This window comes from Pelotomaculum sp. FP (assembly GCF_004369245.1).
Classification (GTDB): Bacteria; Bacillota; Desulfotomaculia; order Desulfotomaculales; family Pelotomaculaceae; genus Pelotomaculum_C; species Pelotomaculum_C schinkii.
On sequence record NZ_QFGB01000055.1, the window covers coordinates 1 to 14,445 of the forward strand.

The window sequence follows — 14,445 nt, forward strand, 5'->3', positions numbered from 1 at the left end:
TTCTTTAACAAGCTGCTCTTTGAAATCCTGAGGATATCTTTTACGTTTCATCCATACCCCTCCGTTAATATTAGTTTATATTAATAAGGGGGTATGGCTCAAACTCAATTAAGGGGCTTAATAGAAAGGAGATGTTCTCTTGCAACTAAAGGCTTTCACAGACGAAAAAAAGTGTCATATGAAAAGTGTCCGAATGACACCTACCGTTTTTTCCTATGTTGAAAAACACCAGGGCGACGGCTTCAATGACAAATTTCAGAACCTTATTATTTTCTGCATGAAAGCTCTACCAGACCTGGAGAAAAAAATTAAAGAGCGTGAAAAGTACCTATCGGAACTAAACGCTACAATCAGCAAGAATCAAAACATATCCAATAATCTCCGCAGTATTAGCTACTACATTGACAACGCCTTGAATGCAGCAAAAAACATGAAATTGTAACTCATATGTCCAGGAGGATCGGCCTGCATCCTTACCAGCTGCTTAAAATAATGAGTTACAATATAATGACTCGGTTAAAAACCGAGCCTTTTTATTAATCTCCGGAAGTGTCCGGAACCGGTCTTCGGGAGGGAACCCCAACCCCTTCCCTCAGACCCGGTTCCGGACACTTCTGGCGATTTAATTTCCACCGGCTTATATCCATACTTTTCTTGTAAAGCCAATATTTCCGGAGTTGGCTTGAACAGTCTCATTGAATCATACCTTTTAGCTATAAACGGATTAAACCATATCATGCTTGCATTACCTCTAAAATTCCCACCTTGCCAGTAGTTAACAGCTACAAACACCTGCCAAGGTAAAAGAGCAAACCACTTATAGTTTCTCAGCTTAACATGCTTCACCCTATATTCCATGGCGGCCCTAACCTGGCGGTCAACCATGCGCTCACTTTGCGCCACCAAAACCACATCATACCCGCATTTCCTTGAAAACACATTGAAAAACTTTATCCACTCTTTTCGCTTATCGCCTGCTATTTGCCAATCCCTGCTATTAAAATACACCCCAGCTTCATCTATTATCAAAAGCGCGTAACCTTCCTTACCAAAAAATCCCTTTCGAAATGATTCTGCTACAAAAAAGTCAGGATTCATCTCTTCATCAGAGTAAAAATACCACCTTTTATCGATTCCCTTTTTTATATCCTTATTGCTAAACTTCACGGGAAAATTCGAGTAAACCAGGTTATTAGTTCTTGCATAAATTTTACCAATACCTTTCGCAAGAGCATGATATGACTTCCCAGAGCCGACCGGACCCTCATACAAATATATCACTTTTCTTTTTTACCCCCCCAGCGCATACTTTACACCTACCAAAACAGCCAAATGAGCAGGATAGAAGTACCTATATATTTGTTTATTAACTAACCTGATATTCTGATACTTTAAAAGCATATTTGCTGTAATGCTGTACATTTGAATAGGAGGCATCAGTGTTACTATATTCAGCACAACATGAGCTAGTACTAATTTGATTCCTTTTATCTTATAGTATGCCAGTACTAATAGAATGCAGTATGCTCCATAGCTCATATTACAAACTGTTGCTATTAAGCAGCCAGCAAGCACTATTGTTATTCTTTTTGCAATACTATCGTATTTTTCAAATTCTATCAGAACTATTAATGACAACAGCAGAGTAAATATTACGTTTAATCCTTTTGTATTAAGCAGCAGCATATACGGTATTTGTGATACTAATGCAAGCCTAAAGAGCCTTTGAATGTAATTTTTTCTCGAATGTGTTTTTATGAATCCTACAGCTAAAGAATAAGCGTATAGAGGAAATGCCAGCCTGCCTATAATCCTGAATATTTCGTTGTCAGGAAAAAGACTTATACCCAAGTGGTCTATAAACATAGTTGTCATTGCTAATATATCCATTATTGAATATACCTCGTAAATCTTAGAATCCATCTTATTCCGTACCATGTAGCCACTGCCAAAGTATAATTTACTGCCAAAGTAATCATGCCAGCAAACGGTATGAAATAATTAGCTACTCCCCAAATTCCTGACAGTTCTCCCAAGTCCCATGTAAAAGGTGAACTTGGTAAAACTGCCAATATAACCATAACAATTGATGCAAAACCCTTTATTATTGCATTTAAAATAGCTATTGTCATTATTGAGCACCACCCAATAATTTTCTTGTGGAATAAACAAGCCCTATGCCTGTTATTATAAGAAATGCAGCCCTAACCCATCTAGCATATAATGAAACAAATTCAGGCCATTGCAAACTAAAATTTATTGGTGTATCAGAAAAAGGCATATAAAATTGAAGTTGTATATCGCTTAATGTACTTGTATCAATATATACAGATTGTAAAGCTCTTACCAAATCCCACGGCAAAGAAAATGGAAACTTATTCGTAAATTCAACACCTAACGCCTTCAATGGTGTCAAATCAATACCATTTGCTGATACTTCTCCAGCAGCTAGAGCAGAAGGAATAGCTGTTGTAGTTGCTATTTCACTCGTTCCCACATCATTCACAGCAGATACACCTATATCGTAAGAAATATCATTAGTTAAATTACCAACAAGATAATTTGTAGCTGTTATACCTGCAGCTATAACCACACCTGCAACATATACCTGATAGTAATTAGCTCCTGGTACCGCATCCCAATCCAATGATATCGACCCATCTCCAGGAATATATCTTAACCCAACAGGCATAGCAGGTATTTCATTCTCAGGATTATAAACAATATCATCATATGTTTTACCTATTATTTCCGCAACTGTTGCAGGTGGTACTATAAATCTATTACCCATCGAATCCTTAATATCATAATTTATATCTGCTAGTACTGAACTCCCTGTGTACTCTATATTAACTTCTGAGCCTTCATTAAACGTTGCCGTTGACGGCCACGTATAATATGCATGATAACTATTTTCATTCGCCGAATAATAAACAATAGACAACAATCCACCAGTTTTTGAAAACTTATATTTACACCAAATAGCAGAACTATAACTAGATGCGCAAAGTATTTGTTGACTACCATCAAATGTTGTTCCCATACTAACCACAAGCATCGAACCAGTTGGACATGTATTACCATTATATATAAAACTAACACCATTACGATGGACTAATACTGGTTGACCATCAATATAATATATTTGTCCTTGCCCAGGTTCCCATGTTCTAATATCATGCATATAATCTATTGGCACATAACCTTGTATCTCAGCAGGTGTCATCCCTGTAGTATTGGGTATAAAATGCTCCCTTGCAAAACTACTAACACTATTCCATGTTGTATCAGGTATATTATAAACTCCTGAACCATCTACAGCATTTAAAGCATCCTGTTTTGATTGTTCATCAGCAGTTGAATACCACCATTGAACCGCTGTCTCCAACATTGCCGCTGTTGCCACAATTACCCCCGCTGCCAGCAATGCACAACCAATAGGAGAACATAAAGCAACTGGTACTACTACAGGAACAAAAGCTTCTGCCTCCCTTTTAGGCATATCCCATACAACAATATAAGCAAATATCACAACAAACACAGCTATAGCTATTTTCCTCATTTTTACCAAACCTCCTTATGAAAAAAAGCCATGCGGCAGGACATGGCTTTTTTCCCTTTTTACTACGCTTTGCCAGTGAGCTTTTTGAATACCTTCATACCAAGACCAACTGCGGCCATAACGCCCAGTATCGGTATAGCAATCGGCAATGTCTCAGTAATACCCTTAAGAGCTTCAGTCACAACACCGGAAAATAAGGTACCATAATCAACAGTTGTTGTCGGTTCCGCATGGGCCGCACTAGCAGCCGTTAACACCGCAGTAGCAGCACCTGCGGCCAGAACCGCCTTTTCACTCATCGACTTTTTAACCGAACGAATAATACCTCTCATTTTACTCATAATGTGCTTCTCGACCTCACTTTTTTTTATTTTACAAGCGTACCTGCCTACGCTAGTATGCTTATGCTCTTTTAATCAGCTTTAAAGCAAATCCAATCGGAATTGCTAAAAAGTAACCAATCAAACAAGTTGACAGACCAGCCGCAAAACCGTACATCATTGCGTTAATATGCTCAGTCACCTTTTACACCCCGCAAAATACCGATTGCAGTACCAATTCCAATCACACACCCGGCAATGTACAACATTGTCGATTGTATGTAATTAGTCAAAAGCACTTGATTCTGCGACATAATATCATTTACAGCTTGTGCAACAGCCTGCGCCGCTTCCGGAGAAATAAAAGTAATTTCCACATTAAGCAATCCTCTTTTGCAGCTTTTCACCATTTACAACAGGTTCCATTAAGTAAAAAACAACATCACCTGAATAACCTTGTGCTTCACCACCAAAGTCATCACCAGTTTCAATCACATCAAAAGCTTCCTTTGGCACACGACACCGGATGATTGTATCCTGTTTTTCAACATACACACTAAGTTGGTATTGTAACCTGCTACCTGTGGAAACAGTTTCCTTTTTCAAAACTTTGCCTTGAATTTCAGTATCAAATTTCACACGTACACTCGGCATTATATAAGCCCCTTTCATCAAATGTAATTCATTCACAGCCTGGCTGCCGGCCGGCAGCGCGTTATTTTGAGTTACAACTTACCACCTGTGACCGGCACCGGAGGCCACCACCAACGACGCCACTACCAACAGCACATAACCCCAACGCATACCATCACCACCTTTCCCAAGGATTTTGTAACTCACAATTTCAAGCAGCTGGCAGCGATGCAGCTCACCGTCAAAGACATATGAGTTACACTAAGCCACTTCGTCCAGCAGCTTAAATAAATTCCCAAAGTTTATAACTAATTCGTCATCAAGATACTCAAGGTTCTGGTCCTCAACAATACCAATCTCTTTAACCTCTTTTTTCAACCTGTGATATGACGTTTTCGGATAGTACTTTTTCAAAGCATCCCAACCAAAACGGTTAGCGTACATGATAGCAAAAAATATTCTTTGTGCCTTCTCAGGCTTAAACTTATTTGCTAATTCAGCCAATATCATGTCATGATTCACAATCTTTACCTCCTTATCATAAGGCTTAAATCCACGTTTCAGCATCATACTTACAATATTCTTTGATAATACAGGACTCGTTAAGTCCGATATGCGCATTTCCTTTTTGAACTTTTTAATAATTTGCTCTCTATTTTTAAACCCAGTGGGCAGTATTGACCTGGTTATCCCTTCAACCCCACGTAATTGTATTTCAAGCCGCATCCTGTCCAAAGCGGCTAAATTTCCCTGTTGTTCAAGTTCTTTATCATATAGCCTTATGCCTAATCCCTTAGTCCAGCTAAATGCCGTTTCATTCTCGCCATATACGGCCTTTTTGCCTCTCGGCAAATCCAATACTTTACCAAACGCTTGTATGTACTGTTGTTTGTTGCCAACACCTTTAAAATCATAAGCATAATCAATCCTGTACGGACGTCCATCTTCAACTAAAGGTATCTTTTGACCCAAAGATTCAGACACTATTTCTTCAAGATATTTCGCTTCATCCATAACCTTAGAAAAGTCTATAGGTATCACATTCGATTTCTGACCACGCAGTTTCGGTAAACTTACTTCAGTTCTCAAATAACCCGGTTTAACCATCAACCTGGCAGAAGTATCATCATTAACCCATTTAACTTGCTCCATACCATCAGGAGTAAACTTCCTAAGCTCAGTCCAACCGCGCTTAACAAGCCCGTCTGTCTTTATGTCCCCCTGATAAAGCATTCCCAATGTGTCAACTCCTGCCTCCAGTTCCAACCCTTTTTCACCTCCTTGTTATTTGGTCAATAGTTGATAATTAACGCTCAAAAGGCCGGTTCAAATTATCAACCGGGCTAAACTTACGGTGCATTTTCTGCAAGTCACTGCCCCATAAATGCACATAATGCTTGACCATATCCAAGGTTGTATGTCCCAGAAGCGCCTGGAGACTAAAAGGGTCACCCCCACGAGTTATATACATCTTGGCAAAAGTATGCCGGAATGTGTGCGGACTTACCCGGACACCCTCGAGCCTTGCTTTTTTGCCGTAATAAGTTAAACGCTGTTGCACATTTCTTCCGCACATAGGACTGTTCTCGTAATTTACAAAAACATACGGATTTCCAGATATATCCCCTCTCGCACGAAGGTACTTTTTTAGGGTGTCACGTGTCCTTGGTGACACGAAAACCCTTCGGTACTTATCTCCCTTCCCATGAAGTATAACTAACTCGTTATCGGCCAATTTCAAGTCAGTCAGTTTATTGTTAACCAACTCCGAAAGCCTCTCACCGGTATCCAAAAGCAAAAGCATGATAGTATAATCCCGTAAACCAACAAACCGGTTCTTATTAGGAGCAGCCAAAAGAGCATTTAACTGTTCTTCAGTAAATGCCTGAATTACGGTACCTTTAGTCTTTTTTCTCTCCAGCTTCACAGTCGGATCCTTATCCACCAAAGACTCAGAGACAAGGAACTGATAAAACTGTTTCAGACTCCTAACCCTGTGATTAACGGTAGTAGGGGAGAGACCACCGTTTACCAAAGTCAAAACCACATCTTTGACTATTGCCTCAGTAACAAAAGCCGGTTCAGTAGGATACTCTTTAAGGCGCAAAACCTTAACCACCGCTTTAAGGTTTTCACTATGCCAGCGCCGGGTATGGTAAGCCAGCCCCTTAATTTTCATACTGTCAATAAACTTCTCGGCAGCTTCCTCCCAGGACAAATTTTTTTGATTCTGCATCAGGTCTTTAACAACCAGAGTACGCCTGGTTTTCTTGGAGACTGACACACGCACACCCCCAAACAACACTTTTTCCAAAAACACCTAACCTGTCCAGAATTGGACATATGACACGCCACATAAAAAAACAAGGACGTGGATTAAATCCAACGTCCTTGATATTACTGATTTTTGGTGTCGGAGGCGGGACTTGAACCCGCACGGTCACCCACACGCCCCTCAAACGTGCGCGTCTGCCTATTCCGCCACTCCGACATGTTTACTGGAAGCCTGTATGAGAGGGCACTACCTGTACTCGCAAAAGTTATTATACCAGACGGATATTCTTTAAGCAAGTGAAAGTCATACCTTTTTGATAACCCTTTCGTTGAATAACTAATCTAGGTGTTGTAATTAGATAGAATTTAAGTTATTCTAATTTTATCAAATGATTAAATAAAACAACCTATTACTGGCGGCGGAGGCGCTGTTTTTTTATGGGGGGAGAAAAAATTGTATCCACAGACCCATATCTGCTTTGCTGAATGGATTGCCGGAACAAAGGGGGACCCCGTTACCCTGGGCAGTATTCTGCCTGATATACTTAGCGGGGGTCTTTTTGATCACTATGAGTCGCACAGCAAGGGGGAGGAAATATATAGTTTTCTTAAGAAGCACAACACTCTTCTAGACTTTGGAAAGGCGCTTTTAACCCACGGGTTTGTGCCCAAAGGACTCGATTATTATGGGGATGAGAAATACCTGGATTTTGAAAAGGGTTACTGTTTTGAAAAGGCCAAGCCGTTTATTTTAGAGACTGTGCAGGCCTGCAATATTCCGCTGTCCATGGGCTGGTGGAAGGCACATAATATTGTCGAAATGGGTATTGAGCTGCTGGTCAGTTCGCGTGATTTTTACAGCGAACGATTTAAGAGCGCCTTTGCCAACCGTGTTTTAATATCCGGAGTAAACGAGATGTTTCACGACCTTTGGAAACGTAATGACATAAAATTACCTTACAGGGTTGAAAAGTTTGCCGGGCTAATTGAACAAGGTAAGGCCGACGCAGAGTCCCTGGCCGAAAAATACAGGCTTCAAATGTTCTTTAAACACAAAGTGGAAATAGACCCCAAAAAGGTGGCGCTCCTCATTGAAAAAGCTGCGGCAAGCGTAGATAATGAGCTGGACGAGTTCTTCAGTACGACCGGGAATCTGGTCAAGAATAATATTACAAGCTTTATCCAGAGGGCCTAATTAAGAAAAACTTAAAGAAAGATAAAAGCGCCTGGACCACATCCAGACGCTTTGTGCGATAATTGTTAATATATGTACTTACATGATTTAGATTTTGGGAATGCGAATGCTGCTTACCATCAGGAGCGCCAAAATGATGCTGAGAATTAACACCACAGGAGTGCTGGGTACCAAGAGCACCAGTATAGACAGTATAGCGCCGGCAGCAGTGATAGGGACACCCAGAAAAAAGGTTGTCGACTGTGTTACGTTAAATCTGGCCAGTCGCAGAGCTCCGCACAGTGTGAAGAGCAAAAAGCAAAGCAACCCCGGGGTGCTAAGGTGGTGGGCCAGCGCACTGCTGTAGAGCAGAGCGGCGGGTGCCACACCGAAGGAAACCAGATCGGCTAGAGAATCAAACTCCTTGCCAAAATTCGATACAGCGTTGCAGCGGCGGGCTAAAATCCCGTCAGCCCGGTCCAAAACGGCGGCCAGTACAATAAGGACAACGCTTAACTGGAAGTTGTAGTTTATTACAGAGGTGATGGCAGATACGCCGAGCAGTAAATTAGCGGCTGTACATAAGTTTGGCATTATCTCCATCCTGCTCATATGTTCACCCCCAGCATTTATTATCGTCTAAGCCGGGCGGGAGCATTCCCAGGGCACTTTCTCCAGCCTTGACCTTATCACCTTTTTTGACATATAAATCAGAGCCGGTAGGAATGAATATTTCAGTACCCGAGCCAAATTTTATGATACCAATTAATTCTCCAACTGCCAACCTTTTCCCTTCGTCCGCCCAGCACTTAATACGGCGGGCGATGAACCCGGTAATCTGGCAGACCAGCACTTTAAAACCGCCGCTTTCTATGCCTATAAAATTCTTCTCATTTATATCTGAAGCGTGGCTTTTAAAGGCCGGGATAAACTTGCCCGGTCGATAGTACCTGTACCTTACCTCACCTTGCAAGGGGGAGCGGTTGAGGTGAACATTTAGAATAGATAGAAAGATGCTGATGCGTATAGCAGGACCCTGGATAAACCTGTCTTCAATCACCTCGTCAATCTCCATAATCACGCCGTCCGCCGGAGAAAGAATACAGTTCTTGTCGTCAGGGACATTCCTTTTAGGATTACGGAAAAAGAATAAAACAAAGACGATCAGAACTACCGGTACAACTGCCAGGGTTGGAAATATAAGGTAAAACACTGCTGCCAGCACGCTGAGGGCAACAATATAATGCCAGCACAGCTTTAGGGTTAAAGCGAAACGGGACAGCATATTTTCATTAACCACTCAGCCACTTTTCCCCTTTACCTAAATAAAAGATTTTGCCGCTTAAAAATAATCTTAGTCTATAATAACCTGTGAGGCAAAGCATTGCAAGATTAAAGCTGTCTTCCACAGACTGGAAAGGCTGGATTTTTCCAAACTATTATCCATGTGGTAATATAAATTTATATTTCAATTAAGGTGGGGGAGCCAATGGGGAAAAACCGCTACAACCTGTATTCAGAACACCTAGTCAAGAAATTTGGAGAAAAGGTATACAAACTCCCGGTCAACCTGCCTGGGACCTGCCCCAATCGTGACGGAAAAGTCGGTTGGGGCGGGTGCATCTTTTGCGATGAAGATGGTTCAGGGTTCGAGTGTTTGTCCAATGATCTGGCAGTAGGACAGCAGGTGGCCATGAATAAAGCGTTCTTTCGCAAACGATACAACGCCGGAAAATTTATTGTTTACTTTCAGGCATTCACCAATACATACCTGCCGTTTGACCGCTTCAAGGCAAATATTCTGGACGCTTTGGACCAGGACGTGGTGGGCATATCCGTCTCAACCAGGCCTGACTGTGTAAACGACAGTTACCTGGATTTTTTGTATTCGGTAAAGGAAGACCATGGTGTGGATATCAATATTGAGCTTGGCCTGCAGACGGTTAACTATCGCACCCTGGCCAGGGTCAACCGGGGACATACCCTGGCGGAGTTTATCGATGCCGTACTGAGGATCAAAAAACACGGGTTTGCTGCCTGTGCGCACCTGATCCTGAATCTGCCCTGGGACGAACTGGCCGACACTGTGGAAAACGCTAAAATCCTTTCCGCCCTCGGTGTGGAATATGTAAAACTACATTCCCTGTATGTGGTGCGGGGAACAGCGCTTGGTGACATGTTCGAGCGCGGAGAGTTTGAGGTTATATCATTGCAGGATTATGTGGAAAGGGTGGGGGAATTTTTGGCCTACCTGGAGCCGTCCGTTGTAATCCAGCGACTGGTTGGCCGCGGGCCCAAGGACAGCCTTCTATTCAGCAACTGGGGCGTCAGTTGGTGGCTGGTAAAACAGCGTATTGAGGAGTATTTGGAGCAGAAGGATATTTACCAGGGGAAGAAATTCGATTACCTTAATGGAAAAGCGCTGAAATGAACTAACTTTGCTTTTTAAGCTCACATTATATTGGTCTTAACCAGTTATGATGAAGTGTTATTTAATCACACTTGCTCTGTCCGGCAGTTTAAGGGATTTATACAGTATTCCTTTTGAGGTCTTGTGCGAATGAATTCGCACCTGCATATTTTTTGTATTTAATTGAATTAGAAAGAACAAATGAATTCTATCTTAAGTCCTTTAGTTGATGTTTTCAAAGTTGCTCGAAAAACAGTTTATCAGCTGTAATTTTAATTTGTCTCAAATATTACCTTTGACTATCATAAATCCTTAGGTTATACTCATAAAGTCCCCGGGAAAATGAAAATGGGGTGATATGATATGAAGATATCCAAGCTAATGAACCATATCAGGTTAGATTTAATGAGATTGTTGAAGGTTTGCAAGCGTATTAAACTTGAACAGCTTAAGATAGTAATAGGCAAGCTTTGCAGACAATATGACCAAACTAAGATGGGTATATGCCTGGCAGCATGTGTAATGTTGCTTCCGGCCGCTCTGCTGCTGCATCAGGGAGCAGCCCTTCAGAAAATCATGAAACCGGTTAAAGAGGAGCAGCAGATTATTTCTACGCCGCCGGAAGAGCTGTCCGGGGACGTGCAGCAACCGGCGCAAGCCGGCCGGAGCGGGGTTCCGGAGACCTCCAGGGGCGGCCAGGTGGACCGCGCCAGTGTCAACCTGTTGGCCCAGGTTATCGAGGGTGAGGCTGCCGACGAACCGTATCAGGGCAAGGTAGCGGTAGGCGCTGTTATCTTGAACCGGACCGAAAGCGGTGAGTTTCCACACACTATCCCGGGGGTTATCTATGAACGAGACGCTTTCGAGTCGGTCAGCAACGGCCAGTTCCAGAGGCCCTTGAGCCGGGACTCGATGAATGCTGCAATTGAAGCCTTAAACGGCAGTGATCCCACCGGCGGGGCCCTTTACTTCTGGAACCCGGCCAAGTCCAGCAGCCAGTGGGTATGGTCCCGGCCAATCGTGACCCAAATCGGCAGGCACGTGTTTGCCCGCTGAGCGTGCGGTAGGGAGGCTAAATAAGCCTCCCTACTTGTATAAGTAGCTGTAGAGCCGGTAATAAAGCAAAACCTTTTTCACATAGTGTCTGGTTTCAGGAAAAGGGATCTGGGAAATGGAGGCTTCGGGGTTAATCAGGGTCTTTCCTGCAAGCCAGTCTTTGACATTTCCGCGTCCTCCGTTATAAGCCGCGAGAATCAGGACGGTACTGCCGTCGAACTCTTTGCCCAGGTCGGAAAGATACCAGGTCCCGAGCTTGATGTTGGTTTCCGGGTCGAAAAGAAATTCGCTGTCAAATGCAGATTCACCCGTCTGGCTGGCTGCCCAGAGGCCGGTCTCGGGCATAATTTGCATCAGTCCCCTGGCTCCCCGCACCGAAACCGCTTTGCTGTTGAAGTTGCTTTCAGCTTTAATCACAGCCGCAATCAGCGCAGGGTCCACATTGTAGACCTTGCCGTAAAAGGTAATGGTGTCATGATAAGGGAGCGGGTTAAAAAAACGGACGATGCTGTCAAAGTTGAGTATTGCCAGCAGTAAGAGAAAAATAAGGAGTATTCTGCGTTGCATCTTCTTCTTGTTGATCCTTTTGCGAGACACTGCCGACAAACATATCACTCCGCTTAGATTTTTGAGCTTATATTGAGCTTATATAATGTTTATATGCTGCGCTTACCCTGGAGATGTTCTTTTTGGAATTCATCCCAGTTATGTTCCACTTGTTTTCTCGTGGCTGAAAAATCACCGCTGTTATCTATGACTCTTCTGGCGTACTTTAGCTTAACGGCCTGAGGAAGCTGTGCGTCCATCCGGCTGCGGGCTTCCTGGTCGGTCAGGTCGTCTCTTTCAACCAGCCGCTCGACCTGCTTGTCCTCGTCAACTTTTACCACCCATACCTCATCAACATCCCGGTCCAGTCCCACTTCAATCAGCAGGGGGGCCTCGATGACCAGTACCCCGGCAGGAGAAGAGGCATGCGGGTCCTGCCTGAAACAGGTGATGACACGGTCGATTGCCTCCTTAATGCGGGGGTGGGTGATCTGGTTTAGGCGGGCCCTGGCCCGGGGGTCGGCAAAAACAATTGAACCCATTTTTTTACGGTCCAGCGAACCAGCCGGGTCCAGGATGTCAGGCCCAAATTCTCTTGTCAATTCTGCCAGGGCCGGGGCGCCGGGCAGTACAACTTCCCGTGCGACCTGGTCGGCGTCGACAACTTTCGCCCCTAAATCACGCAGAAGGCGGGCCACACTGCTTTTCCCGCTCCCAATGTTTCCTGTAAGCCCGATAACCGGCATGACGACCTCCCTAAATCTTCCCTTTTTATTTCTTCTTCGACTATTATTGTTCCTCCAAGAATATTTACAACCCCGAAAATAACGTTGCAGATTTGCTGGTTTTGATTCTCTACCGCGGCGCCGCTCCAAGGCTCAGCAGATTTTTAGAAGTCCCAGCAGAATCAGGATGCAGCCCGGCAGGGCGGTGAGCTGCCGTTCCGGCAGGCTGGCTCTGTTGCTGCGGCCGGCGGCTATTCCGAGGCAGGCCAATAAGAAATGCCCGAGACCCACGGCCGGCGCGGTGATCAGCATGGAAAAACCAAGCAGGGAAACGGCACACCCGGCTACAAAGGCGTCCATCGCCAGTGCGGTCCCCAGGATGAGCGCCTCGCGCGGGGAGATCACCCCGGAACTGTCAAAGTCAGCCCGGGCCGGTTCCTTGAGGATCTGGATGACCAGGCCGAAGGGGCGGAGCCTTATTTCAACGCTTTTGGCTGAGGGGTGTTCAGGAGAAAGGCGACTTTTTAACTGTTTCTTCCATAGGGTTTGAAATAGTATCCAAAAGCCAATCAAAAGGAGCAAGGCGCTTCCCAGACGGTAGGCCAGGGGAGCCGGAATGTTTGCCGCCAAAAGCCGACCGGCGGCCATTGATATGGCGATTGAGAGCATGGAAACCAGGCTGATAATTAAAAGCGACAGAGGTGGAACTTTTATCGCTTTTACTCCGTAAGTGAGACCGGTGCTAAAGGAGTCAACATTCAGCGCCAGGGCAAAAAGGATATATAAAGGTATTTCCAATGTTCTTTGCCTCCTGCCAAAAGGGTTCATTCCCTTTTAATCTATGGAGGCTTGGAGCAGTTGGTTACTGACATCTTCGAAGGATTCCCCGGTTTGGAATATAGCCAACGAAAGACTAAATTTTTTGGCAGAAGGGACAGTAGTAGGAGCTGCGGCCGCCCAGCTTTTTCCTGACGATGGGCCTGTTGCAGTGGGGACAGGGTTCACCCTCCCGGCTGTAGACCCGCAGCAGTTCCTGGTAGCCGCCGGCCCGGCCGTTGCCGTCAATAAAGTCCCGCACTGTGGTACCCCGGTTTTCGATGCCTTCCTGGAGCACCTCCCGGATAGCATGATAGAGGTGGGCGATTTCGCGGGGGGTTAATGTTGTGCAGAGGCGTTCCGGATTGATCCTGGCGCGGTGCAGCGCTTCATCGGTATAGATGTTGCCCAGTCCCGCGATAAAGGTTTGGTCAAGCAGCAGTGGCTTAATCCGGGCATGCCGGCGGCGCAGCTCTTTTTTTAAGTAATCCCTGGTGAAACGGTCGTCCAGGGGCTCAACACCCAAGTCCTTGAATCCGGCCAGTTCTTCCAGGGAAGGCACGGGAACCATCCACAGCCTTCCAAATTGGCGGGTATCACAAAAGCGGAGCTGGCAACCGTTGCTCAGCGTAAAGATAACATGGGTGTGCTTGGCTACAGGCGTTTCTTTTTCTGAATAAGTAAGCCTGCCGGTCATGCGCAGGTGTACCAGGAGGGTGTATTTTTCGCTGAGGTGTAAAAGCAGGTATTTGCCGCGCCTGTTGATCTTTATTATTTTTTTATCCAGGATAATTTCTTTGAACTGATCAAGGTCCGGGGTTTTGATAACCTTGGGCATCAGTATCTGGACAGCAGTAAACTTGAGCCCCGCAAGTTTGGGCTCAAGTGTCCGCCTGACGGTTTCCACTTCGGGAAGTTCCGGCATTATG

Annotated in this window: 19 protein-coding genes and 1 tRNA gene; 4 read left to right on the forward strand and 16 right to left on the reverse strand. The window is 44.5% G+C overall.

The annotated features are described in order from the left end of the window. Nucleotides 1–178 precede the first annotated feature (178 nt). Nucleotides 179–442 carry a hypothetical protein gene (locus Psfp_RS16825; protein WP_192895496.1) on the forward strand — a complete coding sequence of 88 codons (264 nt, stop codon included), beginning with the start codon at nt 179–181 and terminating at the stop codon, nt 440–442. A 74-nt stretch (nt 443–516) separates the two neighbouring features. Here Psfp_RS16825 and Psfp_RS16830 read toward each other — a convergent pair whose 3' ends face one another. The 10 genes from Psfp_RS16830 to Psfp_RS16875 form a co-directional block, all read right to left on the reverse strand. After that, complete coding sequence (locus Psfp_RS16830; RefSeq protein WP_134219695.1) at nt 517–1,281, reverse strand: zonular occludens toxin domain-containing protein; 765 nt, start codon at nt 1,279–1,281, stop codon at nt 517–519. 9 nt (nt 1,282–1,290) lie between these two features. Beyond that, entirely contained in the window at nt 1,291–1,890 is a 600-nt protein-coding gene (locus Psfp_RS16835; protein ID WP_192895497.1) for a TraX family protein, read from the reverse strand. Beyond that, a complete protein-coding gene (locus Psfp_RS16840) occupies nt 1,890–2,132 on the reverse strand; it encodes a hypothetical protein (RefSeq protein ID WP_134219697.1) in 243 nt (80 codons plus the stop codon). Before Psfp_RS16840 ends, Psfp_RS16835 begins: the two co-directional genes overlap by 1 nt. Next, nucleotides 2,132–3,562, reverse strand: a complete 1,431-nt coding sequence (locus tag Psfp_RS16845; protein ID WP_134219698.1) for a fibronectin type III domain-containing protein — start codon at nt 3,560–3,562, stop codon at nt 2,132–2,134. Before Psfp_RS16845 ends, Psfp_RS16840 begins: the two co-directional genes overlap by 1 nt. 62 nt (nt 3,563–3,624) lie before the next feature. After that, a complete protein-coding gene (locus tag Psfp_RS16850) occupies nt 3,625–3,903 on the reverse strand; it encodes a hypothetical protein (protein ID WP_134219699.1) in 279 nt (92 codons plus the stop codon). Between the two features lie 173 nt (nt 3,904–4,076). Beyond that, on the reverse strand, nt 4,077–4,259 hold the full coding sequence (locus Psfp_RS16855; RefSeq protein WP_134219700.1) for a hypothetical protein: 183 nt from the start codon (nt 4,257–4,259) through the stop codon (nt 4,077–4,079). A 1-nt stretch (nt 4,260) separates the two neighbouring features. Beyond that, a complete protein-coding gene (locus Psfp_RS16860) occupies nt 4,261–4,572 on the reverse strand; it encodes a hypothetical protein (RefSeq protein ID WP_192895498.1) in 312 nt (103 codons plus the stop codon). A 204-nt stretch (nt 4,573–4,776) separates the two neighbouring features. Then, complete coding sequence (locus Psfp_RS16865) at nt 4,777–5,781, reverse strand: hypothetical protein (RefSeq protein ID WP_134219702.1); 1,005 nt, start codon at nt 5,779–5,781, stop codon at nt 4,777–4,779. Nucleotides 5,782–5,821: 40 nt separating this feature from the next. Continuing rightward, nucleotides 5,822–6,799, reverse strand: coding sequence for a tyrosine-type recombinase/integrase (locus Psfp_RS16870; RefSeq protein WP_134219703.1), 978 nt, complete (start codon nt 6,797–6,799; stop codon nt 5,822–5,824). A 124-nt stretch (nt 6,800–6,923) separates the two neighbouring features. Then, nucleotides 6,924–7,006: transfer RNA gene (locus Psfp_RS16875), tRNA-Leu, on the reverse strand. A 237-nt stretch (nt 7,007–7,243) separates the two neighbouring features. Here Psfp_RS16875 and Psfp_RS16880 point away from each other — a divergent pair. Beyond that, entirely contained in the window at nt 7,244–7,984 is a 741-nt protein-coding gene (locus Psfp_RS16880; RefSeq protein ID WP_134219704.1) for a hypothetical protein, read from the forward strand. Nucleotides 7,985–8,071: 87 nt separating this feature from the next. Here the strand turns inward: Psfp_RS16880 and pssA are convergent, their stop codons facing one another. Continuing rightward, the gene (gene pssA, locus Psfp_RS16885) at nt 8,072–8,575 is read right to left on the reverse strand and encodes a CDP-diacylglycerol--serine O-phosphatidyltransferase (protein WP_134219705.1); all 504 of its coding nucleotides are present in this window, start codon (nt 8,573–8,575) and stop codon (nt 8,072–8,074) included. Between the two features lie 4 nt (nt 8,576–8,579). Next, complete coding sequence (locus Psfp_RS16890; protein WP_348981155.1) at nt 8,580–9,263, reverse strand: phosphatidylserine decarboxylase family protein; 684 nt, start codon at nt 9,261–9,263, stop codon at nt 8,580–8,582. Between the two features lie 189 nt (nt 9,264–9,452). On the opposite strand from Psfp_RS16890, the gene Psfp_RS16895 reads away from it, so the two are divergent. Together Psfp_RS16895 and Psfp_RS16900 are read left to right on the forward strand one after the other, a co-directional pair. After that, on the forward strand, nt 9,453–10,394 hold the full coding sequence (locus Psfp_RS16895; protein WP_134219706.1) for a TIGR01212 family radical SAM protein: 942 nt from the start codon (nt 9,453–9,455) through the stop codon (nt 10,392–10,394). 342 nt (nt 10,395–10,736) lie between these two features. Continuing rightward, nucleotides 10,737–11,429: a cell wall hydrolase gene (locus Psfp_RS16900; RefSeq protein WP_243120752.1), complete on the forward strand. Its 693-nt coding sequence runs from the start codon at nt 10,737–10,739 to the stop codon at nt 11,427–11,429. A 30-nt stretch (nt 11,430–11,459) separates the two neighbouring features. Here the strand turns inward: Psfp_RS16900 and Psfp_RS16905 are convergent, their stop codons facing one another. From Psfp_RS16905 to mutM, 4 genes are all read right to left on the reverse strand, one after another. Beyond that, nucleotides 11,460–12,026 carry a lytic transglycosylase domain-containing protein gene (locus Psfp_RS16905; protein ID WP_243120756.1) on the reverse strand — a complete coding sequence of 189 codons (567 nt, stop codon included), beginning with the start codon at nt 12,024–12,026 and terminating at the stop codon, nt 11,460–11,462. 59 nt (nt 12,027–12,085) lie between these two features. Next, nucleotides 12,086–12,721 carry a dephospho-CoA kinase gene (gene coaE / locus Psfp_RS16910; protein ID WP_134219707.1) on the reverse strand — a complete coding sequence of 212 codons (636 nt, stop codon included), beginning with the start codon at nt 12,719–12,721 and terminating at the stop codon, nt 12,086–12,088. Nucleotides 12,722–12,853: 132 nt separating this feature from the next. Continuing rightward, entirely contained in the window at nt 12,854–13,498 is a 645-nt protein-coding gene (gene ytaF / locus Psfp_RS16915; protein ID WP_134219708.1) for a sporulation membrane protein YtaF, read from the reverse strand. A gap of 115 nt (nt 13,499–13,613) precedes the next feature. Continuing rightward, nucleotides 13,614–14,441, reverse strand: coding sequence for a DNA-formamidopyrimidine glycosylase (gene mutM / locus Psfp_RS16920; protein ID WP_134219709.1), 828 nt, complete (start codon nt 14,439–14,441; stop codon nt 13,614–13,616). Nucleotides 14,442–14,445: the final 4 nt, after the last annotated feature.

Bases quoted from the DNA above. Each gene is read 5' to 3' on its own strand.
- Psfp_RS16825 (WP_192895496.1), top strand. From the start codon at position 179: ATGAAAAGTGTCCGAATGACACCTACCGTTTTTTCCTATGTTGAAAAA.
- Psfp_RS16835 (WP_192895497.1), bottom strand. From the start codon at position 1,890: ATGGATATATTAGCAATGACAACTATGTTTATAGACCACTTGGGTATA.
- Psfp_RS16840 (WP_134219697.1), bottom strand. From the start codon at position 2,132: ATGACAATAGCTATTTTAAATGCAATAATAAAGGGTTTTGCATCAATT.
- Psfp_RS16845 (WP_134219698.1), bottom strand. From the start codon at position 3,562: ATGAGGAAAATAGCTATAGCTGTGTTTGTTGTGATATTTGCTTATATT.
- Psfp_RS16850 (WP_134219699.1), bottom strand. From the start codon at position 3,903: ATGAGTAAAATGAGAGGTATTATTCGTTCGGTTAAAAAGTCGATGAGT.
- pssA (WP_134219705.1), bottom strand. From the start codon at position 8,575: ATGAGCAGGATGGAGATAATGCCAAACTTATGTACAGCCGCTAATTTA.
- Psfp_RS16895 (WP_134219706.1), top strand. From the start codon at position 9,453: ATGGGGAAAAACCGCTACAACCTGTATTCAGAACACCTAGTCAAGAAA.
- Psfp_RS16900 (WP_243120752.1), top strand. From the start codon at position 10,737: ATGAAGATATCCAAGCTAATGAACCATATCAGGTTAGATTTAATGAGA.
- coaE (WP_134219707.1), bottom strand. From the start codon at position 12,721: ATGCCGGTTATCGGGCTTACAGGAAACATTGGGAGCGGGAAAAGCAGT.
- mutM (WP_134219709.1), bottom strand. From the start codon at position 14,441: ATGCCGGAACTTCCCGAAGTGGAAACCGTCAGGCGGACACTTGAGCCC.